Below are 25,503 nucleotides of genomic sequence, written 5' to 3'. Positions count from 1 at the left end.
TTGACGAGATTTTTGGATTGTTGATATTTAAAAATTGCTGTAACTATAAGACATCTTTTGCGCTCGATACTGCTAGCTGCTTTTCTTCTGTCTACTGTCCTGATGGCTGCTTTTCTGGTGACTGTCGGCCAACTTTTCATCGTAGTTGATATACGGCACTTTTTTTATCGCATAGAGCTTGAACGCGTGCCAATAAATACGTGTTAAAGACGTTATATTCATCAAGGGGTTTTTTCGCAAGCTATGACGAATAGCCTCTTCTGTCATTGGCACCCCTGATATCTTTATACCAGTTTTTAGCACTTCACCGCGCTCATCACTGATATCAATAGCGATACGAACTTGCAAGCCCGTATTTGATTGATTATCTATCGTATGTTGTTGTGTACGTTTTATCGTCACCTGCCAGCGGTATAGCTGATCGATAGGATTAAAAGGTGACACATGAAAGTCTTTATCATGACAAAACTCAGTCTCCTCTCCTTCTAGCAAAAACCCATAGTAATGACGCTTATCCCAAGGTGTATTGGATACTTCAGCCAATAAGTGCGTAGGCGTCTGCTGCTCATTAAACCCTAGGTAAAAATTAACTGGGCTAAAATACATACCTGCATTACGGCAGACAAGTAATCCCAACATATCTCCTGTAGGACTGCTACCTGCATGTTTGATAAATGCTTGGCTCAGACGCTGCTTTAGCGCTTGATTAGACGGTAGGTCATTATCAATATCTTCGTTGCTATTTATGCTCTCATTGTCACTTATGTTCTCATTGTCATTTAGGCTTTCATTGCTACTTAGGCTATTGAAACCCTCTAGATAATCATTAGGGCAAAATTGTTGTAGCGCCTTTGTCTTGGCTGAAAATAAAGGCAATCCCTTTGCCAATAACTTCTTTGGTAATACCTTGCTCAAGTGTGATACGCCTAAAACCTTATGGTCACTCAAAGCTGCCGTGTTTACTTCTGGCAGTGCCTGTCCTGCCGCCAATGCACTGATATTGATGCCCCAATAGCGATACGGATAAACAAACTTATTCACACTAGGTAGCAACCGGCTATGCCATGTCGTGCCCTCAAGCAATTGATGCGCTAATGCAGTAGTATCACAAGCTAGCTCAAGACGTAACATATCATTAGTAGGTTTGGTGGACACGGTCATAGACACTCTCTTCGGTAAAGGCACATGATGATAGAACAATTTGCAATATTGCTCGCAAGGCTATTTGGCTTTACGGCGAGCAAATAAACCACGTTTTTTATTTTGGTTATTATCATCAGCCGCACTCTGTAAGCGCTCAGCATACTCAACCAGCTCCTGATTAGTAGTCGCAGTGATAATCTGACACTTATCAAGGGTACGTGCCTTTGTGTCAGCCTTTACTGGCAAGTCTTTATAACGAAACGGCGTATGTGCACTATTCGCAGCAGGCAAATGCGCTGGATCAACCTCGTCTTTTATATCGATATCATGGCCGAGCGCCTGACACACACGTAGACCGCTGCGTACACCATCTTCATGAAAGCCATTAAACCAATATGCCCCGCAAAAATGCGTATGCAACCCAGTGCCAGAGATACTTGACCATTTGGTTTGCGCCTCAATCATCTTTAGATCGAACACTGGATGGCTATAATCAATACTTTTAACGATTTGCCGATCATCTATCTCATGATTCAATGTGACCAAATAATTATGCTTCTTGGTCAGACGCTGCAAGATATTCATATGATACGTTAGCACGGGTTTTGCAGGTGTTTGTGTATTTACGCCAGCTTGATTCTTGTCTGTCACATTGTCTGAAGGTTTTTCATCAATAAGGTAATTCCAGCTTGCCCATGCCAGTGGCTTCTTAGGCAAGACGCTCGTATCGGTATGCAATACAGCCGTGTTTTTGGTAAAGCGGAAGTGACTCAGCACCTCAGTTTCAGTGGTACTGGCATCTGTTAGAATCTTCAGTGCGATGTCTGCATGACAGGCAAAAACAACCTCATCAAATACAAGGTTCTCGCTACTACTAGCATCACCTTTGTTCTGAACCGTCAACAGCACTTGCTCACCATCACGTGTCACAGACTGTACTGGACTATTGACTTGCACTTTGCCACCTGCTTTGATAAAGCGTGGAATCAGTTTATTAACGTATTGTTTTGAGCCGCCTTTAATCGTGAACCACTGCGGACGATTGACCACATCGAGCAAGCCATGATTGTCAAAAAATTGCGCAAAAAACACCAGTGGGAAATCTTGCACTTCATCCAGACTGGTTGACCAAATGGCAGATACCATGGGCAGCAGATAGTTATTGGTAAATAGCTGACCATAGTTTTTTTGTGCTAGATAACCACCGAGTGTCTGCTCAGTAAATCCGCTAATGTCTTGCCCCGCAGCACGCGCACTATCATACTCTTGACGGAGCTGCTTGATGTGCTTATTAAACTGCAAGATATCTTTGATAAATTGCCAGAACTTCGGGTTGAGTACGTTTTTGCGCTGCGATAATAAGGTGTTGAGCGTATGCCCATTGTATTCAAAACGACGTGCGGTATTTTTGACCGAAAAGCTCATATCCGTCGCCTGAAATGGCACTTGCAGATCGTGGAGTAAACGGAAGAAATTGGGATAAGTACGCTCATTAAAAACAATAAAACCGGTGTCTATGGCGCTGCTCTCTACGTTACTACTCTTTGCTTTTTTGCCGTCCTGTAGTGCCACATCAATGGTATTTACATGCCCGCCGATATAGTCATTAGCCTCAAAAACGGTCACCTCATGTTGCGCGCCTAAGTAATGCGCACAAGTCAGCCCTGACACACCCGAGCCAATAACGGCAATACGTTTTTGCGCTCCCTGATGGTCAGCATTTTTGGCATCATTGCTGTCCGTAATTTTTTGGTTATTTGCACGCTTGAAACGAATAAACGGCATAAAAGCATTCCCTTCTATATTTTTGCTGTTTTTATAGTGGATGATAGGTTTGTTAATAATGATAAATTACTTTTTATTGAGCTTTTCACTGACTTGCTGCCAGACTAAATCAGGTAGTGTGCCCAATGCTTTTAGTGGCATCGTTAATTTTTTTGGGAACTCAATAACCTCATGACCGCTTTCTATGCCATCACGGATGGCTTGACTGGCCTGCTTTGGCGTCTGGATAAACGGCATAGGGAAATCATTCTGTTTGGTCATAGGCGTTTCGACAAAACCCGGTACGACCAAGCTGACCGACACATCGTGTGGTGCAAGGCTAATCTGTAATGTTTTCATCAGATAATGGATAGCAGCTTTTGAGCTACCATAAGCTTCAGCACGGGCAAACGGCACGTAAGCAGACGCTGAACCGATACCGACTAGGCGACCTTTAGACGCAATGAGCTTTGGCAATACGCCTTCGATGGCATGAGACAACGTACCCATATTGACTGACATCACTTTCATAAATACTTCGCTATCGAAGTTTGGCATATCTAAATACTCACACATGCCAGCACCGCAAATCGCCAAATCAATGGTATCGACCTTTTCAAACGCTGCAATGACTTTTTCACGATCCATCAGGTCCAAATCAATCGTCTCTGCGCCGAGCGATTTTAGCTCAGCCAGCGCCTCGTCATCACGGCCGACAGCATACACGGTATGGCCCTCTAGCAGATAATCCTTGGTCAATTGATTGCCAATACCAGAGGTCGCACCAGTAATAAGAATGTGTTGTTTTTCAGCAGAATCTGTCATCGTGAATATCCTTTTTAAATGTTCTTATAATATGAAAAGCGTATCGCTCAACAAAGAGCTGAATAGAGCTGTCTTTAAATTCGGATGAAAGCTTTCATCTGAACGTATTTGTGCTCTGTTATATGGCTTGTTTTTATTAACCTATACGCCATCTTATTTAACAAACCTAAATAGTTATAGTGGTCGGCTATAGGTTTATTGTTGTGTCTTCGCAATTGCCACAACAAAAGCATCTTATCTTTACTGTGGTCTTCATATTTATACAGTGAGTCATACTGCAAGACGGTCCGCAATGTTTTGTTATCGGGGTAATAAGACAGCGCTATATCAGCATGCTACAATATTAAAATAGCCGCGCAGACATGGATGAGCGTCTCATTTATGATCGAATTGTGGCTATCTTCACGATAAAATGAGGTGATTGTCTAAAATGCCTGATATCTTGTCCTGATAGTGATAAAAGCGTTATATAATTAATATCGATTTTTACCAATCCCACTCCCATATAAAAAAGGATCTCTCATGAGCGAGTTGCAACTGTCTGACCGCGTCAATAGCATCAAACCCTCTCCTACGCTAGCGATTACTAATAAAGCAAAAGAACTAAAAGCAGCTGGCAAAGACATTATCGGTTTGGGCGCAGGCGAGCCTGATTTTGATACCCCTGACCACATCAAAAAAGCTGCAATCGATGCCATCAATAATGGCTTCACCAAATACACTGCTGTCGATGGTACGCCAGAGCTAAAAACCGCCATCATAGAGAAATTCAAGCGCGACAATGACATCAGCTACGAGCCAAACGAAATCCTAGTGTCGGTCGGTGGTAAGCAGTCATTCTTTAACCTAGCCCAAGCATTTATCAACCCTGGCGACGAAGTCATCATCCCAGCACCATACTGGGTGAGCTATCCTGATATGGTTATCATCGCAGAAGGCGTGCCAGTCATCGTAAAATGCCCCGCTGAACAAGACTTCAAAATCACCGCTGAGCAGCTAGAAGACGCCATCACTGAAAAAACCAAACTGTTGGTATTGAACAGCCCTTCTAACCCGACTGGTATGATTTATACCTTGGACGAGCTAAAAGCCATCGCTGAAGTATTGAAAAAGTATCCACACGTGTATGTGGCATCAGACGACATGTACGAGCACATCCGCTGGACGGGTGATAAGTTCTACAATATCCTCAATGCCGCGCCTGAGTTAAAAGACCGTGCCATTATCCTAAACGGTGTGTCTAAAGCTTATGCGATGACAGGCTGGCGTATTGGCTACGCTGGCGGCCCTGCCAAACTCATCGGCGCGATGAAAAAAGTACAGTCACAGTCCACTTCATGCCCAACCTCCATCAGTCAAGTGGCTGCAGAAGCAGCAATCAGTGGCGATCAGAGCGTACTTGAGCCAATGGTAGCGGCATTTGAGAAGCGCTGCGACCTAGTTGTTGATGGTCTAAACGCCATTAAAGGGATCACTTGCTTGCGCCCTGATGGTGCATTCTATGTGTATCCTGAAATCAAGCCACTCATCAAAGCCGCTGGCCTATCATCATGTACTGAGTTTTCAGAGTGGTTGCTAGAAAAAGTCGGTGTCGCAGTCGTACCTGGTGATGCTTTCGGTCTTGGTGGCTATATGCGTATCTCTTACGCGACTGATGAAGCCACATTGCAAGATGCCTTGTCACGTATCGAAAAAGCCGTTGCTGACTTGGACGTTGCCGAATAAGTCACAAAGCATCGTTAGTTTTATAATTGCTTTAACAAAAAAGACGCCGCATAGTTTCTATGCGGCGTCTTTTTTATGGTTGTTTTTGCTATTTATCCGTAAAAGACCTTTCTCTCATCATTAAAATGATATTTTTTACGAATTATGAAAAAAAACGCTTGACGTATTTTTTATCTTTGCTAGAATACGCCCCACTTAGCAAGAACTCGTTAGAGACTTCTAAGGCTCGTTGTAAGCGATTAGTTACTTACAACCTATTCTCCAATAGCTCAGTTGGTAGAGCAACGGACTGTTAATCCGTGTGTCCCTGGTTCGAGCCCAGGTTGGAGAGCCACATTTTAGTAGTAAACCTTTTGAGTCACTATAGATTCAATTATGGCATTTGCCAAAACCCCCATCAATTTGATGGGGGTTTTTTTATGGCTTAGATTTGAAAGCAACTCTGCACTGACTCTACTGTCTTAATTAGCTTGGCAGCATAGGCAGCCAAACAACCAAGGCCAAAAGCGTCACTAGTAGCACAGGAGGCGTAATCAGCAGGCCTATTCTTATATATTGTCCCCAACTGATTTTGTAGTTTTTTTCTGCCAATACATGCAACCATAATAACGTCGCAAGACTGCCAATCGGTGTAAACTTCGGGCCCAAATCGTTGCCGATTACATTGGCATAAATCATCAGTTCTCGCGTCGCAGCGGGCACTTGCGCCTGATCAATCGCGAGCGCGCCGACCAAAGTCGCTGGCATATTATTCATGATAGACGCGACAATGGCAGATAAAAACCCAGTCCCTACTGTGGCAATGACTGCGCCCTGCCCTCCCAACCAGTTAAGCACGCGCGCGCCATAGGCGGTAAGACCTGCATGGCCCAAACCATACACCACCAAATACATACCAATCGAAAACAGGACGATTTGCCAAGGGGCTTTGCGTACGACATCACTGACAGAAATAACCGCGCCGCGTCCGCCTTGCCACAAACGACCAGCGATGGCCATTAGCAACAATGCGATAGCGCCAGTGACAAGTGAAATAGGTAACCCTAGCGGCTCGGTCGCAAAATAAGCAACCAGTAGCAAACCCAACAATGGAAAAGCGGCGCGAAACACCAATGGATCGGTAATAGCGGATGCTGGGGCGCTTAGATTATCGACTGGATAATGCTTAGGAATATGACGAGTATAGACCATCCACAATACCAGTAGCGTCGCCAACACGGACACAATATTCACGGGCACCATGACTGCCGCATAACGCCCAAAACCAATATCAAAATAATTGGCGCTAACGATATTAACTAAGTTTGAGGTAACCAAGGGCAGACTTGCCGTATCAGCGATAAATCCCGTGGCGACAATAAAGGCTAAGGCTGACGGTGGCGAAAAATTGAGACGCAGCAAGATCGCAATCACAATCGGCGTCAGTAATAGCGCCGCCCCATCATTGGCAAAAAAGGCAGAAATAAACGCACCCAATATAACAATCATCGGAAACAGCAGTCGCCCTTGCCCATTGCCAAGGCGTGCCACATGCAGCGCTGCCCAACCAAAAAACCCTGCTCTATCTAAGATAAGCGAGATGATGATCAGCGCCACAAAAGTAAAGGTCGCATCCCAAACAATATCCCAAACGATACCAACATCTGATAGCTGCACGACGCCAAGCGCTAACGCGACCAAGGCGCCGCCCATCGCACTCCAACCGATACCCAACCCTTTCGGTTGCCATATGACCAGCACCAGAGTAACAACAAAAATAGCGAACGCAAGCATGGCACAGCCTTACTTATATAATAATGTTAATGTGATTGTATTAACGTGACGGTCTTAGCGTATCCGTATCAAAGCGACTTTTGATTGACGCGGTTCGATACTTCTTCAGCGCTCTCGACGCGTTCTGAATAGCGATCGGTAAGATACGCTGAGCGCCCGCGTGTGAGCCAAGTAAATTTCACCAACTCTTCGCAGACATCAACAAGACGCAGATATAGCGGCGACATATCCATGCGATTGTCGTCATTGAACTCCAAAAAAGCTTTGGGTATAGAGGACTGATTAGGGATAGTGATCATCCGCATCCAACGCCCAAGAATACGCATTTGATTGACCGTATTAAAGCTTTGACTGCCACCGCTGACTTGCATCAGTGCTAGTGTTTTACCTTGAGTTGGACGTACGCCACCTAACGACAGCGGTATCCAGTCGATTTGCGCTTTCATGATACTGGTGATACTGCCATGACGCTCTGGACTCACCCAAAGCATGCCTTCTGACCATTGCGCCAACTCTCGTAGCTCTTGCACTTTTGGATGATCTGAATCTACATCGTCAGGCAGTGGCAAGCCTGATGGGTCAAACATCCGCACCTCACAACCATACCAGCGTAACAGTCGGCTCGACTCTTCCGCGGCCAATCTAGAGAATGAGCGCGCGCGGACAGAGCCATATAGCACTAATATTTTCGGCGGATGACGTGAGTTATTTGGCGCAACCAAAGAATCAATATCGATAGGCTGAAGATTATCTACATCGATATTGGGTAAATCGTCAAAGCTAGAATTTGCTGAAGCAGTAGACTCCATTATTGATGCTGGTTCGGCCTTAGTGTTTGCCATGATAAATGACCTCTCCATCTTCTTTTGTGAAGCTACTGACAGGGTTTGCTAGCAGTTCAAACACGCGCTCTGAAGGACGACATAAGGCCGCACCTTTATCAGTCACCACGATCGGACGATTGATCAAAATAGGATGCGCAATCATGGCATCGATGATGTGATCATCAGAGAGCTCAGGATTGTCTAGGCCAAGCTCATCATTAATCGCCTCTTTGCTTCTTAGCAACTCTCTTGGAGAGATTTGCATTTGGGCTAATAACTCAACTAAGCGTGCTCGTGTTGGTGGAGTTTTTAGATATTCCACTACTTCTGGCGTCTCCCCTGACGCTTTCATAATGGCAAGTGTGTTGCGAGAGGTTCCACAATTAGGGTTATGAAAAATTAAAGGTTTCATCGTCATCTTACCTATTTTATCAGTATGTTTATTGAATCGATTATTGGTTTAATGATTATCTTGCTCAGCAGATTCACTTACCCTGCAGCCACTTAAACTGTCGATGAGTGAGGCACACAATTCTGGATGTCCTGCACAGCAGTCTTGTAATAAAAATTGAATGACGCTATCCATATGTGAGAGCGATGCCCGATAGATAATTTGCCGACTCTGTCGCTGTGAGACCACCCACCCTGCTCGTGCCAGCACCGCTAGATGCGCCGACATGGTATTGTGCGGCACAAAGAGCTGACGGGCTATTTCACCCGCAGGGAGTCCTTCAGGCTCGTGGCTGACCAGCAACCTAAAAGCCTTTAGACGAGTGTCTTGAGAAAGTGCTGCAAAGCTTGCAGTAGCAGTAGTTATTTCCATATGTCCAATAATATAGACATATGGAAATAATTCAATGATTTTTGGATGAAATTTTTTCTTTTGGAAGTATCAAAGAACACTCACCATCGTTCAATGAACCAAACTACTTCTAGCACTAATAGCTATTGTTCTTGGGAGGAACACTGAATAAATTGATTGTATTTATAGTTACAGCTTATGAGTTATAACAAGCGCGGTATTACCTAACGCTATAACTTACCGCTGATTTGATCGGTTGTATACTCTACCGACATGAATCAAGCTGATCAGCTTGATCAGTGGCTTTATAAGTAGCTGTGCACTACCAAGAATAAACAGCCACGTCCCATCTGTGGTGAGCGACTCTTTTAAAAAGAAAGAGCTACCAATCAAAAACTAAATAGCAATAAGTAAATCATTGACTGCGCCTAATGCATCATAGCGGCGCTGTATCACAATATGGTCTTGTCCAACCCCTAAATCTAGCTTTTTACTATCACTCAAAATGTATCCCTTATATATCTATATTTATTAGGCAAACGGATATATCAGGCTGCAAATGCCGCTGTCAACAGAAGGCGCTGTAAGGCGTACGAGAATAAAACATTCAAGCCTGTGACAATGGTCTATTGACGATTTTTAGATCACTTTGCCCTTACATTTTCACCGCTGATAGTATCAACAAATAAGAACACCTGATTCGAACTAACATTATTGTGGCATGCTTGCCTACAACATATCGAAAAAATATACAGACACAAAAAAACCTCAAACAATCTAATGTTTGAGGCGAAACTTGTATAAAACTTAAGTTTTAAATATGGCGCAGCGGACGGGACTCGAACCCGCGACCCCCGGCGTGACAGGCCGGTATTCTAACCAACTGAACTACCGCTGCTTAGGTCGTCTTAGCTTCTTGCTCTTATTTAAAGAGCCCACTTGCTAAAAAGTGGTGGGTGATGACGGATTCGAACCGCCGACATTCTGCGTGTAAGGCAGACGCTCTACCAACTGAGCTAATCACCCTGAAGAGCGTATAAAAAAAGCACTGCTTTTTTAGCTCTGCAAGAGAATTTTCCTTAAAGGGAAAATTCTAAAAACTATGCATAGGAACCGAATTTTACAATTTACATTTTCGTAAATTCTAGAAGCTCAGCACCCAATATAAGGTATAACTTCTACTACAAGAGAAATTCTTTAAATAGAACTTCTGTATTGCTTCATTAACATTAGCTGTCACACTCAATGTTAACTTAATCAGCTGGGCTTATCTAAGTAAGTCCCCTTGCTGTGGGTGTGTATTATATAGATTTACACTTGGCTGTCAAACGCTATTTTCCACTTTTTTCAAAAAAATTCACATTTATACCGAAATTTTTAGCAAGCATATGTTTTTATTGATTTTATATTTTCATAAAAAATCATTTTTTTTAGACTCGATACTTACTTATTGGTTAATGCTTGCTCAATGTCTTTTTTGATGGCATCTGGCTTGGTTGTTGGCGCATAACGATCGATGACCTGCCCTTTGCTGTCAATTAAAAACTTGGTAAAATTCCATTTGATGCCATCTGTCAGTAGGCCGCCTTTTTGGTCTTTAAGCCAGTCATAGATAGGATGAGCGTCTGCGCCATTGACATCAATTTTCGCCATCATAGGAAAGCTGACACCATAGTTTTTTTGACAAAACGCGCCGATCTCATCATTGCTACCGGGATCTTGGCTGCCAAATTGATTACAAGGAAAGCCGATAACGACCAGCCCTTGATCTTTGTATTGTTGATATAACGATTCTAACCCCTCGAACTGCGGAGTGAATCCACATTTGCTTGCCGTATTAACGATTAGCAATACTTTATCTTTATACTCGGAAAACGCTTGCGAGCTGCCGTCCATACGCTCAGCGGTGAAGTCATAAATAGTACTCATCATCTATCCTTAAATTGAGAATTTTATTATTTGTTTCAATAACGCCGTTTTCTTTGTCACATGAATATTAGAAACCCTTGAAAAGGAAGCACTCTGTACTTCCCCTCTCACACTTCTAAAATCAGATAAAGGACTTACTTCTCAGATTTATCTAAATCAATAGATACTGAGTTGATACAATAGCGCATACCTGTCGTCTCACGTGGACCATCAGGGAACACGTGCCCTAAATGTGCACCGCAGTTGCTACAGGTCACTTCGGTACGAATCATACCCAATGAGTTGTCAACATGCTCGTCTATCGCGCTGTTATCAATCCCTTGATCGAAACTTGGCCAACCACAACCCGCATCAAACTTGTTGCTTGAATCAAACAAACTGGCACCGCAGCCTTTGCAGCGATAAACACCATCATCAGTTGCATCGTTATAAACGCCTGTAAATGGACGCTCTGTGCCCTTTTCACGCATCACATGATACTCGTCAGCGCTCAAACGCTCTTTCCAGTCAGCTTCGGTCAATTGGCTGATTTCTTCTTTACTCAATTGATTGTCTTGCATAATGCACCCTTATTCGATTATTTATTATTGATAACTATTTTATCGCCATATTATTATAAAAACGATGGGTTATATGTGAAGGTTCACAACTCACTATTCAAGGCATAGTTAAAAAGAGTACTACCAATGCTATATGATTTACAGTGCTTTGGGCAGCACCCTTTGAATAAAATACAGTCAATAATATTCGCTTATCTATAGATGTGAGCAAGATATGAGCATCCAGGAAAGGGGAAAAGACACAACAATGCAAGTTATTCTTGCATTTTATAAAAAGCGTTTCTATCTCTTGCAATATGTTTTGCAATGCAATAATATCTTGCATTGGTAAGTTATGAAAACAATATTCAATTTTGTATCATCTATACACGTTCACTGATTGATAAAGGCTCAAATAACAATGTCCGATAGCAATAGTAAAAGCACGCAAGCAGAGCGGCTAGTACAGCTACGCCGAGACAAAGGATTTACCGCAGAGCAGCTAGCACAGGCAATGACAGCCGCTGGTGCAAAGGTCAGTCGCGGCGCTATCTCCAACTGGGAGCGCGGCACTAACGGTATCGTCTCATCCAAGCTACCCACACTGGCTCGTATTTTAGGCTGTAGCGAAGGCTATCTCTTGCGCGGTGATCTTCAAAGTGAAGATACTAGTATGTTTTTATCCGAAGACAACTATTTATCTCAAAGTATGGATTTAGAGACAGCTCACGCTTCAGCTAGCCCATCAGACAATGGGGCAGCTAAGACTCAGCTTGAGACTTTTCCCGACACCGATAAACATTCACAAACCTACCCGACAAAGGGTCACGCTATGAACACCATAAAAAAATCCGATAAATTACAAAACGTCTGCTACGACATTCGCGGCCCCCTACTCCAAACTGCCAATAGAATGGAAGCAGAGGGTAAGCGCATACTGAAGCTAAATGTAGGCAATCCAGCGCCGTTTGGTTTAGAAGCTCCTCATGAAATCTTGCGTGACGTGGCGATGAATTTATCTGAGGCAACGGGTTATTCGGACTCACAAGGGATTTTTTCGGCGCGCAAAGCCATTTTGCAATATTACCAGTCTAAAGGCCTCTTATCAGCAGTTGATGTACGTGACGTCTATCTGGGCAACGGTGTCTCTGAGTTGATTGTGATGACCATGCAAGCGCTAATGAACGATGGCGATGAAGTCCTGATTCCGATGCCAGATTACCCACTTTGGACAGCAGCGGCTAACCTCGCTGGCGGCACCGCTGTGCATTATCGCTGTAATGAAGCAGACAACTGGCATCCTGATGTTGAGGATATTAAATCTAAAATCACTAGCAAAACAAAGGGCATCGTGGTTATCAACCCCAATAACCCGACAGGCTCCCTTTATAGCGATGAGTTATTAAAACAAATTATCGAAGTCGCGAAAGAGCACAACTTAATCATCATGGCGGACGAGATTTACGATCGTATTCTCTATGATGATAATGTACATACACCGATGAGCACCTTGACCGATGAAGTACTGGTACTCTCATACAATGGGTTATCAAAATCGCACCGTATTGCCGGATTTCGCTCAGGCTGGATGATGGTGTCTGGACGCAAACAACACGCGACTGACTTTATTGAAGGCTTGGATATGCTGGCATCCATGCGCCTTTGCTCGAATGTTCAAGGACAGTATGCCATCCAAACAGCGATGGGCGGTCATCAGAGTATGCAAGACTTGACCTCCGAAACAGGTCGCCTATATAAACAGCGCGAAATGGCGGTTTCACGTCTCAATGCGATTAAAGGCATTTCTTGTACCATGCCGCAAGGTGCGTTTTACTGTTTTCCAAAAATGGATCCAGAGGTTTACCCTATCACGGATGATATGGACTTTATGATGGACTTACTCGTCGAAGAAAACGTGTTGATGGTGCAAGGCACAGGCTTCAACTGGGACAAACCCGATCATTTTCGTTTGGTCTTTTTGCCTAACTTGCTTGATTTAGAAAATGCGATGGATAGATTGGACCGATTTTTTGCAAAAAAACGCCAGCAGTTTGGCACTGAGTAAATATTCATATGACATTAAAAAACGCTTATCGGCATCATGCTGATAAGCGTTTTTTATGGCTCTAGAATAAGCTTTAGTGCAGAGCTCTAGCGCCTTAAGATTAAAAAATATTGCTCAATACAATATAGCTGATTGCTGATAGACCAGCAGCAACTGGCAAGGTGATGACCCATGCCAAACCGATTGGTTTCATGAGCGCCCAATTGGTATCTTTATTGACCATACCAATACCCAATACAGCCCCAACCAAGGTATGCGTGCTTGATACAGGAAGACCCATCGTTGATGCGCCCATAACGACAGCAGCAGCGGCCAGCTCAGCTGAGAATCCAGAAGCTGGATGCATCTTCGCTAGATTGGTACCGACAGTTTGAATGACTTCTTTACCGATAAACCAAAGACCAACAATCAGTGCCACACCAAAAGTCAGCATAACAGCAGGTGGTACAGCCGCTTCGGTCGAGATGCTATTGGTACGAATGACATCCATAATCGCAGCAAAAGGACCAACCGCGTTGGCAATATCGTTTGAGCCGTGACTAAAAGCAAATGCTGACGCGGTAAAGACCTGCATCCAGCTAAACATAATAAAGGTGGCTTTGGTCAGATCCTCTTTGTGCTTGCCGCGGATACTCTTAGTATAAATATAAGTCGCAAGCCATACTAACGCTGCTATCATCCCCATGATTAAAAAGCCTTGCAGCGTCGTCATACCATTATTGACGTTTTTCAAACCTTTAAAGATAACCAAGGAGGCCATCACTGCACCGCCCGCAGCCGCAATAATAGGCACCCATTGCTTCAATGCTTTTAAGGTATCGAGGTTGCTGCGCTCGTTTTCAAGCTTATAAAGCTCTTTGTAATAATCCGTCTCTAAATCTTCAACCAAGCAATCATCATCTTTATAGATTTCTTGATCTCGTAGCATCGCTGACGTGTAAGCCAATTGCTCTGACTCTGTCAAGCCATCCAAAAACTCTTTATGGTTTTGCTTTAATACTTTTTTATTGGCTTTTAGCTCACCAATATGCGCTTCTGTTCTATCATTATATTCAATGATATTTTTCTTGATTTGGCCATATAGTAGATAAGACAAAACGCCGCCTAGTAACGGTGATAGAACCCAAGAGATAGCGATAGTGCCAATCTTGCCCCAATTTACCGTTGATAACGCCATTTCAGTACCACCTAACGTGATACCCAATACGATGGAGCTACCCACCACGCCGCCAATAATTGCGTGGGTGGTCGACACTGGCAGACCTTTTTTGGTAGCAAATAACAACCAAAACGCAGCAGCAAACAGCGCCGAGAGCATGACATAAATAAACTGGTTGGGCTCGACTGAGAGGCCATCTAAATCGACAATACCACTTCGGATGGTATCGGTTACTTCACCACCTGCCAGTACGGCGCCCGACACCTCAAATATCGCTGCGATACCCAATGCTTGCGGGATAGTCAGCGTCCCTGCACCCACTGAAGTACCAAAGGAGTTGGCGACATCGTTACCACCGATATTGAATGCCATAAAGACACCAAACGCGGTCGCTATAATAAACAGCGTCGTTTGCTGACGCATGGTGTAATCTAAACCCCACCACAAAAAGTAGATGGTCATCGCAATCAATAAAATGGCAAAAAATAGATTTACTTTCGTAGAGCCGACTGATTGGGTTGGCCTTGTAGAACTGTTGCTAATACCCATACGTTAATACGTCCTGCGTAAGCTGATTGAAATTATATGCGATTAGTAACATTGCGCAGCCATACATGTGAGTTTTAAAACCACACACTAAAGTAGCATGATGATAAATACGCAACGTGCTTTTTAAACAATGAATGCTAAACAATAATATTTAGCGGATTTGCTGCCGTACCTTAGAATCATTCATCTATGCTTGATTCAGGGCGTTGATAGGCTTCTCTATAAAAACACATCACATATCAAAAAGCCGCAAAGTATATTGCCCAATCATTTGATTACAGCATCTTGCGGCTTATCTTTCTGGTGATGTTACGGTTTTTATCAGTATAGTTTTGATTAATACAGTGTTTATCAATACTTAGATACGGCGATAATGTCTTTTAAATATCTGTACTCATCATAAAATATGCATCTGTCAGCACATTTTATGACAGGGTAAAGACAATTGCGGCCCTATTATATTAAATATAATCACATAATGCATAATGATATTGCAAGATTTGTAACTGTGAGCGTGTCCACAGAACTCATCCTTTATCAATGACAGATTAAATTTCGTATGTTTCCCTAAGCAAAATTGGGAAAGGATGGTTTTTTAAAAGTATAAGCAACCTGTAAATCTTAGTTATTTTTTGATAGCTATTTGCCATCAGATGCTTCCGATAACTGCTGTATAGCATGATCTAAGACGTCTAAACGCGCTTGTCGCTTTTCATTGGTCGCGATAATACACCATGGCGCTGTTTTTGTATCGGTGCGTGCCAACATATCTGCTGCAGATTGCACGTAATCTGACCATTTATCACGATTGCGCCAATCATCATCAGTGAGTTTGAATTGCTTGTGCGGTGTATCTTGACGGGCTTCGAAGCGTTTTAGCTGCTCTTTTTTATCAATCGCCAACCAGTATTTAATGACCAACGTTCCAGCTGTTGTTAAGTCGGATTCGAAACGATTGATTTCATCATAGGCGCGTTGCCACTCCTCATCGGTGGCAAACCCCTCAACACGCTCAACCAATACTCTGCCATACCAAGTGCGATCGAAGATAGCGATACGGCTAACACGGTTGGTTTGTTCATTGGGCAGTTTGATCCAAAAGCGCCATAAATAAGGGTGCTGAGTCTCGTATAACATCGGTGCGCCGATATTGTAAATTTGATATTCACGTGGATCGAGTGCGGCAACTAGCCTTTTGATTGCGCCTCCTTTCCCAGCCGCATCCATGCCCTCAAAGGCAAAGACAACATGACGACCTTGACGCGCCCGTAGTAATTCAGCGAGACGTGTTTGCTTCTTTGCCAAAGCATCATTATATTCAGACTTACTGATCTTTGAATCATCAATATTGGTCAAGCTTTTCGGTATCTTTACCGGTTCAAACGGCGCCTGTTCAACTTTTGGTTTGGATTTTTTTGTCTTGGACGGTGGTTTTTTTTCTGCAGATTCAGTTGTACTGGTACGACTACTAACGAGCGCCATTTGCATAGCATGTAAGACTTCATGACAAAAATCATCAGCCGCTGCCGATTTATCATCACCATCAATGATGATCCAGTCATCTTGTTGCCGTAAGAGAGTGGCTGCAACCTCATTAAATTTTTCGATCACTGTTTTGCTGTTCCAGTCAATTTGATACAAAAACTGCGGATCAGCCTTACTATCTTGTAGACGGCTATGCAGTGTTTCCATATCCACATGGAACCAGCATTTCAGTAGCCGAGTGTGATTGGCTATAAGATCCTGCTCAAATGCTTTGAGCTCAGCTAACTGCTGCTGTAAATAGGCTTGCCATTTCGCAATAGGAAGCGCATTTTTATCGATATGTTTTTGATTTTTTGACTGCTTCTTTTTATCTTCGTTATTTGATGTTGCTATGCGCATGACGTTGTATAACAAGTCAGCATACCAATTACCAAAATAAACCATCACATCGCCATGGCGCGGCATCGCGCCGGTATGAACTTGCCAAATAGGCTGATAGCTTAGCGGCGCATGGCCGACGGTTGCCTCAACTTTAAGCAATCTTGGATCGACCCATTGCCTCAATTGCTTAACAGCGGTACCCTTGCCTGCCTGCTCCATCCCATTAACGAGTACCAGCAGCCCCGTTGGTTTATTGAGCGTTGGCGGTGTCTGTTGCCGGGTGGCTCTTAGCGCATACTGCGCCGTAACCAAGGCGAGCCTAAGGGCATCCTTGTCCATAGAAAACTGACTCAAAGGATTGGGCGTTAGGCGCTCCTCGACGACTTGCTCACTAAACTGCGAACTGACCGCTTGTGGTGCCTCTGGTTCAGTAGTATCATTTTTTTGGGACATGATTGGACTCACTTTTATTGTTATTGAATGATATTGTTATTACACTGCTTTGCCATTGAATGATATTAGATACTCTCGCTTGGCAGACTCTTTTTGACACTGCGTTTTATGCTAGAGTAATTTCATCAAGCTATTTCATCATAGCATTGCGCCAATCGAGTAAATAATATTGCTATGTAACAGTTTGGCATTTGTATTCTCATTTATTTTCTTTTATGGTGAACACAATTTTTAATACTTGCTAAAATAGCTATTCAAAAGCCTATGCGGTTAAACAACCACAATAACGCTGCCTCAAATTTTCAATATTATCTATTTTTATTATAGGATTTACTGCCATGACCGCTCTAGCCGACTTGCAACAGCATTTGACACGTTTTTGGGCTCTGCCTCACCATGAAAATGACGTATTGAGAGCCAAGCTCAACGAAGTACAAACATGGCAACAAGTACGTATCCGTCACACCCATCGTGCACTGTTTGAACAACCCAAAAACCAGCTAATGGCAGATTATTTTTTAACGAAGCTATATGGTGGTGATGAGTTCGAGATACTAGCAAAACAACTGGCCCGTATCCTGCCAAAAGCCAAAAAACTAGAACGTCTTGCCAAAGAGTCTGCATTAGAGGCTGGCAGCATGGGTATTCAAGCAGCAATTTTGGCCATTGAGCTGGATCTACATTTGGCTGAGTGGCTACTCGATCAAAACTTACCAGTGAACGCAGACAATATGCTAGCTGCCTACCGTGCGGTTGATGAGGAAGCTGAACGCCGAGTACAGATTGCCAACCTAAAAGACGTTTGTTACCGCACTGACAAACACTTAAATACCTTTATGCTCAAAAAAGCCTTTGCATTGGCAAAAGGTGCTGCTTATCGTAGCAATTACCAGCCACTTTATGATTTCATCGATGCAGGCTTCAAAGCTATGAAACCTTTGAGTAGCATCAGCAGTTTTATTGAACCGTTTTGTGAACGTGAACTGCTCATTGTTGATGAAGTACATAATGGCGGTAAGCCAGTAGGGTTTGGTGTATCATAGAATCAATGCGCTAAATAGCTAATTCATTCTTATCATATCTCAGGCTGTACATAGCCTCATAAAAACAAATCCTAGGATAATGTAATGACCGACACTTCAAGTAATAACAACGCTCATTTGCAAGACAAATTGGTAAAAGACAGTATCGATCACAACCAAGATATCAGCGCGCAGATATTACGCGCGCAGACCGCTGCATCTAATAAAGATGATAGCAATAATGATTTTACTAAAGTTCAAGACCTACCAACTGGAACGCCACAAGGCCAACAAACGACTATGCCAAATACCGAAAAACCAACCAGCACAGATACTTCAGTGCGCACAGAACGACAGGCGCTCTTCAATCAGCGTGATGATATCAATAACCCACATACGCCTGAAACTGATGGCAATGAGCAAACCCACTTTGGCTATAAGACAGTCAACAAAGCCGAAAAACAAGCACGTGTGGCTGATGTATTCACCTCTGTCGCCAAAAAATACGACATCATGAATGATCTCATGTCATTTGGTATTCATCGTCTATGGAAGCGCTACGCCATTAGCCTATCAGGGGTTCGTGCCGGTCAGCATGTACTCGATATCGCGGGCGGTACAGGCGACTTAGCCAAAGTATTCAGCCGTGAAGTCGGTAGAAATGGCCATGTTGTATTATCTGATATCAATGCCGCCATGCTAGAAGTGGGCCGCGAGCGCTTAATCAATGCCGGCTGCAATAACGTTGATTTTGTATTGGCAAATGCTGAGACGTTGGCACCATTTGATGACAACAGCTTTGATTTGGTCACCATCAGCTTTGGTTTACGTAATGTCACCGACAAAGATGCAGCGCTGCGTGCGATGTACCGTGTCCTAAAGCCAGGTGGTCGCTTATTGATTTTAGAATTCTCAAAGCCCGTATTTGAGCCATTATCTAAAGCATATGACTTGTATTCATTCACAGCGCTGCCAATGATGGGCAAACTGATTGCTAATGATTCTGAAAGCTATCAATACTTGGCGGAGTCGATTCGCATGCATCCTGATCAGCAGACGCTCAAACAGATGATGCAACAAGCAGGATTTGAGAACTGTGATTATCATAACCTGACTGCTGGCATTGTCGCTGTACATCGTGGTTTTAAAGCATAAAATACAAGGGGCTGTCCTAGATAAGCAAAATTATTTAGGATAGCACTATGAGAAAGAGTAAACTAAGTTGGTATAAACAAAACAGACTCATCGAGTTATTTGTTGCTGGTTCTACCGCGAGAACAGCAGCAAGCCTAATTGGTGTTAATAAAACCACAGCCAGTTATTACTTTCATAGGCTACGAGTGCTTATTTACGAGAATAGTCAAGACCCTGGTCTATTTGAAGGCGAAATCGAAGTAGACGAATCATACTTTGGTGGCACTCGTAAAGGCAAGCGAGGGCGAGGTGCTGGTAGCAAAGTGCCCGTGTTTGGTCTATTAAAGCGTAATGGCAAGGTCTACGCTTGTATTATACCCAATGCTAAAGCAGATACTTTGATCCCCATTATAAGAGAAAAAGTGAAGCCTGATAGCATTGTTTATACTGACTCATTTAAAAGCTATAACGCATTAGATGTCAGTGAGTTTACTCATTATCGTATTAACCACTCCAAAACCTTTGTTAATGATAAGAATCACATTAATGGTATAGAGAACTTTTGGAACCAAGCTAAACGGCATCTACGTAAGTTTAACGGAGTTCCAAAAGAGCATTTTCACTTCTATTTAAAGGAATGTGAGTGGCGTTTTAATCACAGTGACCCAAAGTCGCAATTACTACAATTAAAACAATGGGTTAAACAGGGTTTGAACTAGTTATCTAGGACAGCCCCAAATACAATTAACAATACTATATTGAACCAAACATACTATGCGCTGACTCAAAGGCGCTCACTTATTGATGCGAGAGCCTTATGCTGACTGTCTTACTATTGGCTGGTGCCGAGAAGCTGATTAACATTACTATTGCGAGTGACGAGATTACCAAGGCAGGGTTAGCGCCGCTTGCTGGTAAAGTACTGCGTCTCAACATGGGCATGCCTGACATTCATTTGGACGTGTTGTTCACTCATGAACGGTTGCGTTTTGAGCCAGTCACGACAGACAGTGTATTTGAGCCAAGTGGTCAGATGAATGAGCGCCAAAAAGCCAGTATGGAGCGTGCCCGTTTTGGTCATAGCCGTCCGGACTGTACCATCACAGTCGATAATCCAGCGCAGCTACTCAATCTGATGCGCGGCGCGGAGGGTAACTTACCAATCGCGGGCGATTACAAAGTACTGATGCAGCTCAAACAGCTGGTGGCTGGCTTTGATCCTGATTTGGCTGGACAGCTTGAGCCATTAATCGGCAAACCAATGGCTAGCCAATTACATCTTCTTATCTCTCAGCTTAAAGGTAGCTGGCGTCATAGTGCCAAACGCGCATTTGACGATGTCAGCGATTGGGCCAACGATGTGGTAGGCAATAGCGCGCCTGACCCTATTGAGGTCGCTGAAGTCAACGATCTCAAACAGCAGATTCTAAAGTTGCGTGCTGATGTCGAACGTGAAGAGGCCAAACTTGCGGCTATCAAAGAAGAGCAAGCACGTTTCCTCAATAACTCGTTTCACCAGTAGTTTGTTTTATTAGTAGCTTGTCTTATCAATGATGAGCACACGCTATTACTGATAGCATTGTCTATAATGACGCATAGCGCCTACCCTATTTTCGTTTTTGTCCAGAGTACCCAATCCCATGCTATTATCTCACCGCGCCCGTCTACTAGAGCTTTGGCGTATCGCCGCAACTTATCGCCTTGATACCCATTTATCTGTCGAAGAAGCGCCGCAACTGCAACCTTTAGCACGCTTAATTCGTACGCATCCAGCAGCATGGGGTAAAAAGCATCAGCCAAATGGAATCAAGTACGCGCTTGAAGAGATGGGTACACTGTTTCTCAAATTGGGTCAATTACTCTCAACGCGTCGCGACTTGGTACCGCCTGAGATCATCGCTCAGTTAGTACAGCTACAGGATAAAGTTAAACCTTTCGACGCTGATATTGCTGTCGCTCAAATTGAGCATCCAAAACATGGCCTCGGTCAGTCCATCGATATATTGTTTGCAAGATTTGATATTAAACCACTAGCGGCAGCCTCTATCGCCCAAGTCCATACTGCAGCTCTGCATGATGGGCGTGAAGTGGTGGTTAAAGTCGTGCGTCCTGATATTCGTACTGTGATTGTCTCTGATTTTGAATTATTGCGAGAACTGGCAAGTTGGGCATCGGCTCGTATCGAAGCGGCGCGTGCCGTCCATATTATAGATATTGTCGAAGACTATCGACAAGTAATGCTCAATGAGCTGGATTTGACCCTTGAGGCGGACAACACTACCCAGATGCGCAATAACTTTTTGGGTTCAGCATTGATGTATGTGCCTGAAGTATATGATGCTGCCAAAAACGTGATGGTCATGGAGCGTATCCAAGGCGTTCCCATCTCACAAGTTGAGGTGTTTGATCAGTTGGGTTATGACCGTGCCGCGCTTGCAGAGAAAGGCTTGACGATATTTTTCACCCAAGTCTTCCGTGATAACTTTTTTCATGCTGATATGCATCCGGGCAATGTGTTTGTTGAGACGCCACCTGTCAAAACATTACATGCAGATATGGCAGCGGTTGATTTGGGTCATCAGCCACGCTATATCGGGCTTGATTGTGCCATCATGGGTACCCTGTCAAAAGATGATCAGCTTATCGTGGCACGTATGTTACTTGCAGTCATGAATAACAACTTTACCGCGGTCGTCGACATCGTTAGCCGTGCAGGTTGGATACCACCAAATGCTGATAAACATGCGCTGATGCGTGATATGAAGCGTACCGTAGGCCCCATGCTACAAAAATCAATCAACGATATCGATTTTGCTGGTGTGCTGATGCAGATTTTAGACATTGCTCGTCGCCATCATATGAGTATCCCGCCGCAGCTGATGCTATTACTCAAAACCTTGGTACATGTAGAAGGTCTCGGTCGTGACCTATATCCTGATCTTGATATCTGGTCACTTGCCAAACCAATCTTGAGTAGCTGGATTAAAGAGCAGTTAGACCCGATGCGTAATCTACAGCGACTACGTCAACAACTGCCTGAAATGCTACTGTCTACCACTGATATCCCAAAGCTACTGGATCAAGGGCTACAAAGCCTTGCCTCACAAGGCTCACGGCAAGACAGCCAACTGCGTGAAATACAACAAATACGCGCCGATATGCTCAACGACCGTCGCCGCGACTGGTTGGCATTGGCAGGATTCGGAATCAATATTGGCATTGCGACTCAAGTAGGCTGGTTTGCACCTTTCTTTTATTTGTTAGCTATTGTGGTGGTCATTTGGCGTATCCTAGCTTAATTACAATAGGACAAATTCCTGTCAATGACACATATTAAATAGATATTGAATATGCTTTAATGCTAAATAGTCGCATTATCTATAGGATTCATCATGTCATCACTACCATTGTCACAGACTCATAATACTATCAAGCCAGACCATAGCTTGGCTATTACAGCCTTACAGGAACGTTTTGGCAAACAACTGAGTGTGAATTCGACAGTGCGTGAGCAGCATGGCCATACAATGACGTGGCTCACTAATCAGCCACCAGATGCAGTATTAACGGTACAGGACAAACAGGAAGTAGCAGCGGCGGTCGAGATTTGTAATCAGTATGAGATGCCAGTGATTGCTTTTGGTATCGGTTCATCTTTGGAAGGCCAGCTCAATGCACCTTATGGTGGGTTATGCATCGACATGCACGCAATGAATGCCATTTTGCAGGTTCATAATGAAGATTTGACCGTTACCGTTCAGCCTGGCGTGACGCGTGAGCAACTAAACCATTATCTGCGCGATGCAGGGCTGTTTTTTCCGATAGATCCCGGCGCCAATGCCAGTATCGGTGGTATGGTCGCCACTCGTGCGTCGGGCACCAATGCGGTACGCTACGGTACCATGAAAGATGTGGTACTCGCACTAGAAGTCGTGACCGCAAGTGGCGATATCGTAAGAACAGGCACACGAGCCAAAAAATCTGCCGCAGGCTATGATTTAACACGGCTGAAATCAAAACATACATAGATCAAAGCAATAACCAAAAAAAATGCGCCTGCTTTTAATTAGAAGCAGGCGCATTTTTAATGCTCATTGTCATAACATTTGATCAATGGCCATTTGTGTCAAAACCCGTCCGCGAGCGGTACGAAGGACATATCCTTGTTGAATCAAATAGGGCTCAATCACATCTTCTAGTGTGCCGCGATCCTCAGCCATTGCCGCTGCCACAGCTTCCACCCCAGCGGGACCACCATCAAAACGCTCATGCAAAATCTCAATATATCGTCTGTCTAGGTGATCAAGTCCTCGTCTATCCACTGCCAACATATCAAGCGCACTGCCTGCAATGGCACCATTGATACTACCATCGCCTTTTACCTCAGCATAATCACGCACACGGCGTAGCAACCGGTTGGCAATCCTTGGTGTACCGCGTGCACGGCGGGCAATCTCTATAGCGCCATCCTCACTCATTGGTACACGCATTAAGCGTGCTGCTCGGCTCACAATTGTTGTGAGATCCGCAATATTATAGAACTCTAAACGCTGGACAATACCAAAACGATCACGCAGCGGTGAGGTCAATAGCCCAGCTCTGGTAGTTGCTGCCACCAATGTAAACGGTGGCAGGTCAAGTTTAATAGAACGTGCGGCAGGCCCTTCACCAATCATAATATCCAGCTGAAAATCTTCCATCGCTGGATAGAGTATCTCTTCAATGACCGAGCTCAAACGGTGGATCTCATCAATAAATAATACATCACCCGCTTCCAGATTGGTCAGCATAGCAGCCAAATCCCCTGGACGTTCAAGCACAGGGCCTGAAGTAGAGCGCAGATTGCCACCCATCTCGCGCGCAATGATATTGGCAAGGGTCGTTTTACCCAGCCCTGGTGGACCAAATATCAGCGTATGATCTAAGGCTTCATCACGGCCACGAGCCGCACCGATGAACACCTCCATTTGCTCACGCACCACTGGCTGACCAATATACTCAGCCAATAATGCTGGTCGGATATTGGCGTCAGGAGCGTCGTTCGCGCCTTCTAGCGGATTAATTAAGCGATCTTGCATCATAGAATTTATCATTATATTAAAAAATTAGGTAATAAATAGCATAACCAAACGATGCGCATAAGTCATGCAAAACCTCATTAAACAAGCGCCAAAACGAAAATAAGCGACACTCAATGTCGCTTATCTGTTAAATGCACTATTTTGTTACTATCGATAGATAACTTTGGAAAGTGATCTTAGAAACCAGACAACTGCTGTAAGGTCGCTTTTAACAAGCCCTGAGTATCTACAAAGGTTTCACCCTTACTTTTAGCTGCCTTGATGGCTAGCTGAGCTTCTTTTTCTTTGTAGCCCAAGCTAATCAGCGCCCCTTCTACTTCAGCAATGATACTGCCGTCGTGAGACACAGCGGTTTGCTTAGGCATGAGCTCAAACGAACCGTTGTCCATTTCGATATTTTTTAACTTGTCTTTGAGCTCGATAAGTAAACGTTGCGCCGTCTTTTTACCAATACCGGGGATACGAGTTAGTGCCGTTTCCGACTCTTGCTCAACATGCATTTTTAGCTCAGCCGCTGACATTGCAGACAGCATTGCCAATGCCATTTTTGCCCCAACGCCATTGATCTTAATCAATTGGCGAAAGACATCGCGCTCTTTACGGTCAATAAAACCATAGAGCAGTTGTGCATCCTCACGTACATGAAAATGTGTCCAAATACTCGCCTGCTCGTTAAGGTGCAATTGACAAAATGACGGCAATGGCAGCTCGATATCATAACCCACACCAGCGGTTGTCATGATACAAGCCGTTGGCGCCATTAAGTATTGCACCTGTCCGGTAATCAATCCAATCATCACTCACCTCTGTTGATTATTATAAAGTTAAGTCCGCTGCCATTCATTATGCA

21 protein-coding genes, 3 tRNA genes and 1 pseudogene are annotated in these 25,503 nt (G+C 43.9%); 9 read left to right on the top strand and 16 right to left on the bottom strand.

What is annotated here, in order from left to right:
• Nucleotides 1–72: 72 nt before the first annotated feature.
• From PSBA01_RS09910 to PSBA01_RS09900, 3 genes are all read right to left on the bottom strand, one after another.
• Nucleotides 73–1,161, bottom strand: coding sequence for a DUF1365 domain-containing protein (locus PSBA01_RS09910; RefSeq protein ID WP_186474176.1), 1,089 nt, complete (start codon nucleotides 1,159–1,161; stop codon nucleotides 73–75).
• Between the two features lie 60 nt (nucleotides 1,162–1,221).
• The gene (locus tag PSBA01_RS09905; RefSeq protein ID WP_186474174.1) at nucleotides 1,222–2,928 is read right to left on the bottom strand and encodes an NAD(P)/FAD-dependent oxidoreductase; all 1,707 of its coding nucleotides are present in this window, start codon (nucleotides 2,926–2,928) and stop codon (nucleotides 1,222–1,224) included.
• Nucleotides 2,929–2,994: 66 nt separating this feature from the next.
• A complete protein-coding gene (locus PSBA01_RS09900; RefSeq protein ID WP_186474172.1) occupies nucleotides 2,995–3,732 on the bottom strand; it encodes an SDR family NAD(P)-dependent oxidoreductase in 738 nt (245 codons plus the stop codon).
• A gap of 522 nt (nucleotides 3,733–4,254) precedes the next feature.
• On the opposite strand from PSBA01_RS09900, the gene PSBA01_RS09895 reads away from it, so the two are divergent.
• Entirely contained in the window at nucleotides 4,255–5,457 is a 1,203-nt protein-coding gene (locus PSBA01_RS09895) for a pyridoxal phosphate-dependent aminotransferase (protein WP_186474170.1), read from the top strand.
• Between the two features lie 258 nt (nucleotides 5,458–5,715).
• A tRNA-Asn gene (locus tag PSBA01_RS09890) sits at nucleotides 5,716–5,791 on the top strand.
• A 131-nt stretch (nucleotides 5,792–5,922) separates the two neighbouring features.
• Here PSBA01_RS09890 and PSBA01_RS09885 read toward each other — a convergent pair.
• The 9 genes from PSBA01_RS09885 to msrB all read right to left on the bottom strand — a co-directional run bounded on the left by PSBA01_RS09885 (nucleotide 5,923) and on the right by msrB (nucleotide 11,345).
• A complete protein-coding gene (locus PSBA01_RS09885) occupies nucleotides 5,923–7,230 on the bottom strand; it encodes an arsenic transporter (RefSeq protein ID WP_186474168.1) in 1,308 nt (435 codons plus the stop codon).
• A 68-nt stretch (nucleotides 7,231–7,298) separates the two neighbouring features.
• Entirely contained in the window at nucleotides 7,299–8,039 is a 741-nt protein-coding gene (arsH, locus tag PSBA01_RS09880; protein WP_186475509.1) for an arsenical resistance protein ArsH, read from the bottom strand.
• A 19-nt stretch (nucleotides 8,040–8,058) separates the two neighbouring features.
• Nucleotides 8,059–8,466 (bottom strand): arsenate reductase (glutaredoxin), encoded by a 408-nt coding sequence (gene arsC, locus PSBA01_RS09875; RefSeq protein ID WP_186474166.1) that lies wholly within the window; start codon nucleotides 8,464–8,466, stop codon nucleotides 8,059–8,061.
• Nucleotides 8,467–8,514: 48 nt separating this feature from the next.
• Nucleotides 8,515–8,877 (bottom strand): ArsR/SmtB family transcription factor, encoded by a 363-nt coding sequence (locus tag PSBA01_RS09870; protein ID WP_186474165.1) that lies wholly within the window; start codon nucleotides 8,875–8,877, stop codon nucleotides 8,515–8,517.
• 216 nt (nucleotides 8,878–9,093) lie between these two features.
• Nucleotides 9,094–9,249 carry a YrhK family protein gene (locus tag PSBA01_RS13455; RefSeq protein ID WP_222436677.1) on the bottom strand — a complete coding sequence of 52 codons (156 nt, stop codon included), beginning with the start codon at nucleotides 9,247–9,249 and terminating at the stop codon, nucleotides 9,094–9,096.
• 428 nt (nucleotides 9,250–9,677) lie between these two features.
• A tRNA-Asp gene (locus PSBA01_RS09860) sits at nucleotides 9,678–9,754 on the bottom strand.
• Nucleotides 9,755–9,806: 52 nt separating this feature from the next.
• A tRNA-Val gene (locus PSBA01_RS09855) sits at nucleotides 9,807–9,882 on the bottom strand.
• A 417-nt stretch (nucleotides 9,883–10,299) separates the two neighbouring features.
• Nucleotides 10,300–10,785 (bottom strand): glutathione peroxidase, encoded by a 486-nt coding sequence (locus PSBA01_RS09850; RefSeq protein WP_071001950.1) that lies wholly within the window; start codon nucleotides 10,783–10,785, stop codon nucleotides 10,300–10,302.
• A 134-nt stretch (nucleotides 10,786–10,919) separates the two neighbouring features.
• On the bottom strand, nucleotides 10,920–11,345 hold the full coding sequence (gene msrB, locus PSBA01_RS09845; protein ID WP_058025889.1) for a peptide-methionine (R)-S-oxide reductase MsrB: 426 nt from the start codon (nucleotides 11,343–11,345) through the stop codon (nucleotides 10,920–10,922).
• A 400-nt stretch (nucleotides 11,346–11,745) separates the two neighbouring features.
• On the opposite strand from msrB, the gene PSBA01_RS09840 reads away from it, so the two are divergent.
• Nucleotides 11,746–13,389, top strand: a complete 1,644-nt coding sequence (locus PSBA01_RS09840) for an aminotransferase class I/II-fold pyridoxal phosphate-dependent enzyme (RefSeq protein WP_186474164.1) — start codon at nucleotides 11,746–11,748, stop codon at nucleotides 13,387–13,389.
• 100 nt (nucleotides 13,390–13,489) lie between these two features.
• On the opposite strand, the gene PSBA01_RS09835 is transcribed toward PSBA01_RS09840, so the two are convergent.
• Together PSBA01_RS09835 and PSBA01_RS09830 are read right to left on the bottom strand one after the other, a co-directional pair.
• The gene (locus PSBA01_RS09835; protein ID WP_186474163.1) at nucleotides 13,490–15,097 is read right to left on the bottom strand and encodes an inorganic phosphate transporter; all 1,608 of its coding nucleotides are present in this window, start codon (nucleotides 15,095–15,097) and stop codon (nucleotides 13,490–13,492) included.
• A 639-nt stretch (nucleotides 15,098–15,736) separates the two neighbouring features.
• Nucleotides 15,737–17,416 carry an ATPase gene (locus PSBA01_RS09830; RefSeq protein WP_186474162.1) on the bottom strand — a complete coding sequence of 560 codons (1,680 nt, stop codon included), beginning with the start codon at nucleotides 17,414–17,416 and terminating at the stop codon, nucleotides 15,737–15,739.
• Between the two features lie 338 nt (nucleotides 17,417–17,754).
• Here PSBA01_RS09830 and PSBA01_RS09825 point away from each other — a divergent pair, with 338 nt between their 5' ends.
• The 6 genes and pseudogenes from PSBA01_RS09825 to PSBA01_RS09800 form a co-directional block, all read left to right on the top strand.
• On the top strand, nucleotides 17,755–18,459 hold the full coding sequence (locus tag PSBA01_RS09825) for an FFLEELY motif protein (RefSeq protein WP_186474161.1): 705 nt from the start codon (nucleotides 17,755–17,757) through the stop codon (nucleotides 18,457–18,459).
• An 84-nt stretch (nucleotides 18,460–18,543) separates the two neighbouring features.
• A complete protein-coding gene (ubiE, locus tag PSBA01_RS09820; RefSeq protein ID WP_228724558.1) occupies nucleotides 18,544–19,593 on the top strand; it encodes a bifunctional demethylmenaquinone methyltransferase/2-methoxy-6-polyprenyl-1,4-benzoquinol methylase UbiE in 1,050 nt (349 codons plus the stop codon).
• Nucleotides 19,594–19,640: 47 nt separating this feature from the next.
• Nucleotides 19,641–20,291: an IS1595-like element ISPssp3 family transposase gene (locus PSBA01_RS09815; RefSeq protein ID WP_186474160.1), complete on the top strand. Its 651-nt coding sequence runs from the start codon at nucleotides 19,641–19,643 to the stop codon at nucleotides 20,289–20,291.
• 98 nt (nucleotides 20,292–20,389) lie between these two features.
• Nucleotides 20,390–21,094 (top strand): ubiquinone biosynthesis accessory factor UbiJ, encoded by a 705-nt coding sequence (locus tag PSBA01_RS09810; RefSeq protein WP_186474158.1) that lies wholly within the window; start codon nucleotides 20,390–20,392, stop codon nucleotides 21,092–21,094.
• 118 nt (nucleotides 21,095–21,212) lie between these two features.
• Nucleotides 21,213–22,871 carry an ABC1 kinase family protein gene (locus PSBA01_RS09805; protein ID WP_186474157.1) on the top strand — a complete coding sequence of 553 codons (1,659 nt, stop codon included), beginning with the start codon at nucleotides 21,213–21,215 and terminating at the stop codon, nucleotides 22,869–22,871.
• Nucleotides 22,872–22,964: 93 nt separating this feature from the next.
• A pseudogene (locus tag PSBA01_RS09800) lies at nucleotides 22,965–23,582 on the top strand (FAD-binding oxidoreductase); the annotation flags it as partial.
• 87 nt (nucleotides 23,583–23,669) lie between these two features.
• On the opposite strand, the gene ruvB reads toward PSBA01_RS09800, so the two are convergent.
• The gene (gene ruvB, locus PSBA01_RS09795) at nucleotides 23,670–24,650 is read right to left on the bottom strand and encodes a Holliday junction branch migration DNA helicase RuvB (RefSeq protein WP_058025939.1); all 981 of its coding nucleotides are present in this window, start codon (nucleotides 24,648–24,650) and stop codon (nucleotides 23,670–23,672) included.
• A 179-nt stretch (nucleotides 24,651–24,829) separates the two neighbouring features.
• Entirely contained in the window at nucleotides 24,830–25,450 is a 621-nt protein-coding gene (gene ruvA / locus PSBA01_RS09790; protein ID WP_186474156.1) for a Holliday junction branch migration protein RuvA, read from the bottom strand.
• Between the last annotated feature and the right edge of the window lie 53 nt (nucleotides 25,451–25,503).

This window comes from Psychrobacter sp. KCTC 72983 (genome assembly GCF_014280455.1).
Lineage (GTDB): Bacteria > Pseudomonadota > Gammaproteobacteria > Pseudomonadales > Moraxellaceae > Psychrobacter > Psychrobacter pacificensis.
This window is presented reverse-complemented; position numbering and strand designations above follow the sequence as displayed.

Coding starts and splice junctions, on each gene's coding strand:
- PSBA01_RS09910 (WP_186474176.1), bottom strand. CDS start 1,161: ATGACCGTGTCCACCAAACCTACTAATGATATGTTACGTCTTGAGCTA.
- PSBA01_RS09905 (WP_186474174.1), bottom strand. CDS start 2,928: ATGCCGTTTATTCGTTTCAAGCGTGCAAATAACCAAAAAATTACGGAC.
- PSBA01_RS09900 (WP_186474172.1), bottom strand. CDS start 3,732: ATGACAGATTCTGCTGAAAAACAACACATTCTTATTACTGGTGCGACC.
- PSBA01_RS09895 (WP_186474170.1), top strand. CDS start 4,255: ATGAGCGAGTTGCAACTGTCTGACCGCGTCAATAGCATCAAACCCTCT.
- PSBA01_RS09885 (WP_186474168.1), bottom strand. CDS start 7,230: ATGCTTGCGTTCGCTATTTTTGTTGTTACTCTGGTGCTGGTCATATGG.
- arsH (WP_186475509.1), bottom strand. CDS start 8,039: ATGGAGTCTACTGCTTCAGCAAATTCTAGCTTTGACGATTTACCCAAT.
- arsC (WP_186474166.1), bottom strand. CDS start 8,466: ATGAAACCTTTAATTTTTCATAACCCTAATTGTGGAACCTCTCGCAAC.
- PSBA01_RS09870 (WP_186474165.1), bottom strand. CDS start 8,877: ATGGAAATAACTACTGCTACTGCAAGCTTTGCAGCACTTTCTCAAGAC.
- PSBA01_RS09850 (WP_071001950.1), bottom strand. CDS start 10,785: ATGAGTACTATTTATGACTTCACCGCTGAGCGTATGGACGGCAGCTCG.
- msrB (WP_058025889.1), bottom strand. CDS start 11,345: ATGCAAGACAATCAATTGAGTAAAGAAGAAATCAGCCAATTGACCGAA.
- PSBA01_RS09840 (WP_186474164.1), top strand. CDS start 11,746: ATGTCCGATAGCAATAGTAAAAGCACGCAAGCAGAGCGGCTAGTACAG.
- PSBA01_RS09835 (WP_186474163.1), bottom strand. CDS start 15,097: ATGGGTATTAGCAACAGTTCTACAAGGCCAACCCAATCAGTCGGCTCT.
- PSBA01_RS09830 (WP_186474162.1), bottom strand. CDS start 17,416: ATGTCCCAAAAAAATGATACTACTGAACCAGAGGCACCACAAGCGGTC.
- PSBA01_RS09825 (WP_186474161.1), top strand. CDS start 17,755: ATGACCGCTCTAGCCGACTTGCAACAGCATTTGACACGTTTTTGGGCT.
- ubiE (WP_228724558.1), top strand. CDS start 18,544: ATGACCGACACTTCAAGTAATAACAACGCTCATTTGCAAGACAAATTG.
- PSBA01_RS09815 (WP_186474160.1), top strand. CDS start 19,641: ATGAGAAAGAGTAAACTAAGTTGGTATAAACAAAACAGACTCATCGAG.
- PSBA01_RS09810 (WP_186474158.1), top strand. CDS start 20,390: ATGCTGACTGTCTTACTATTGGCTGGTGCCGAGAAGCTGATTAACATT.
- PSBA01_RS09805 (WP_186474157.1), top strand. CDS start 21,213: ATGCTATTATCTCACCGCGCCCGTCTACTAGAGCTTTGGCGTATCGCC.
- ruvB (WP_058025939.1), bottom strand. CDS start 24,650: ATGCAAGATCGCTTAATTAATCCGCTAGAAGGCGCGAACGACGCTCCT.
- ruvA (WP_186474156.1), bottom strand. CDS start 25,450: ATGATTGGATTGATTACCGGACAGGTGCAATACTTAATGGCGCCAACG.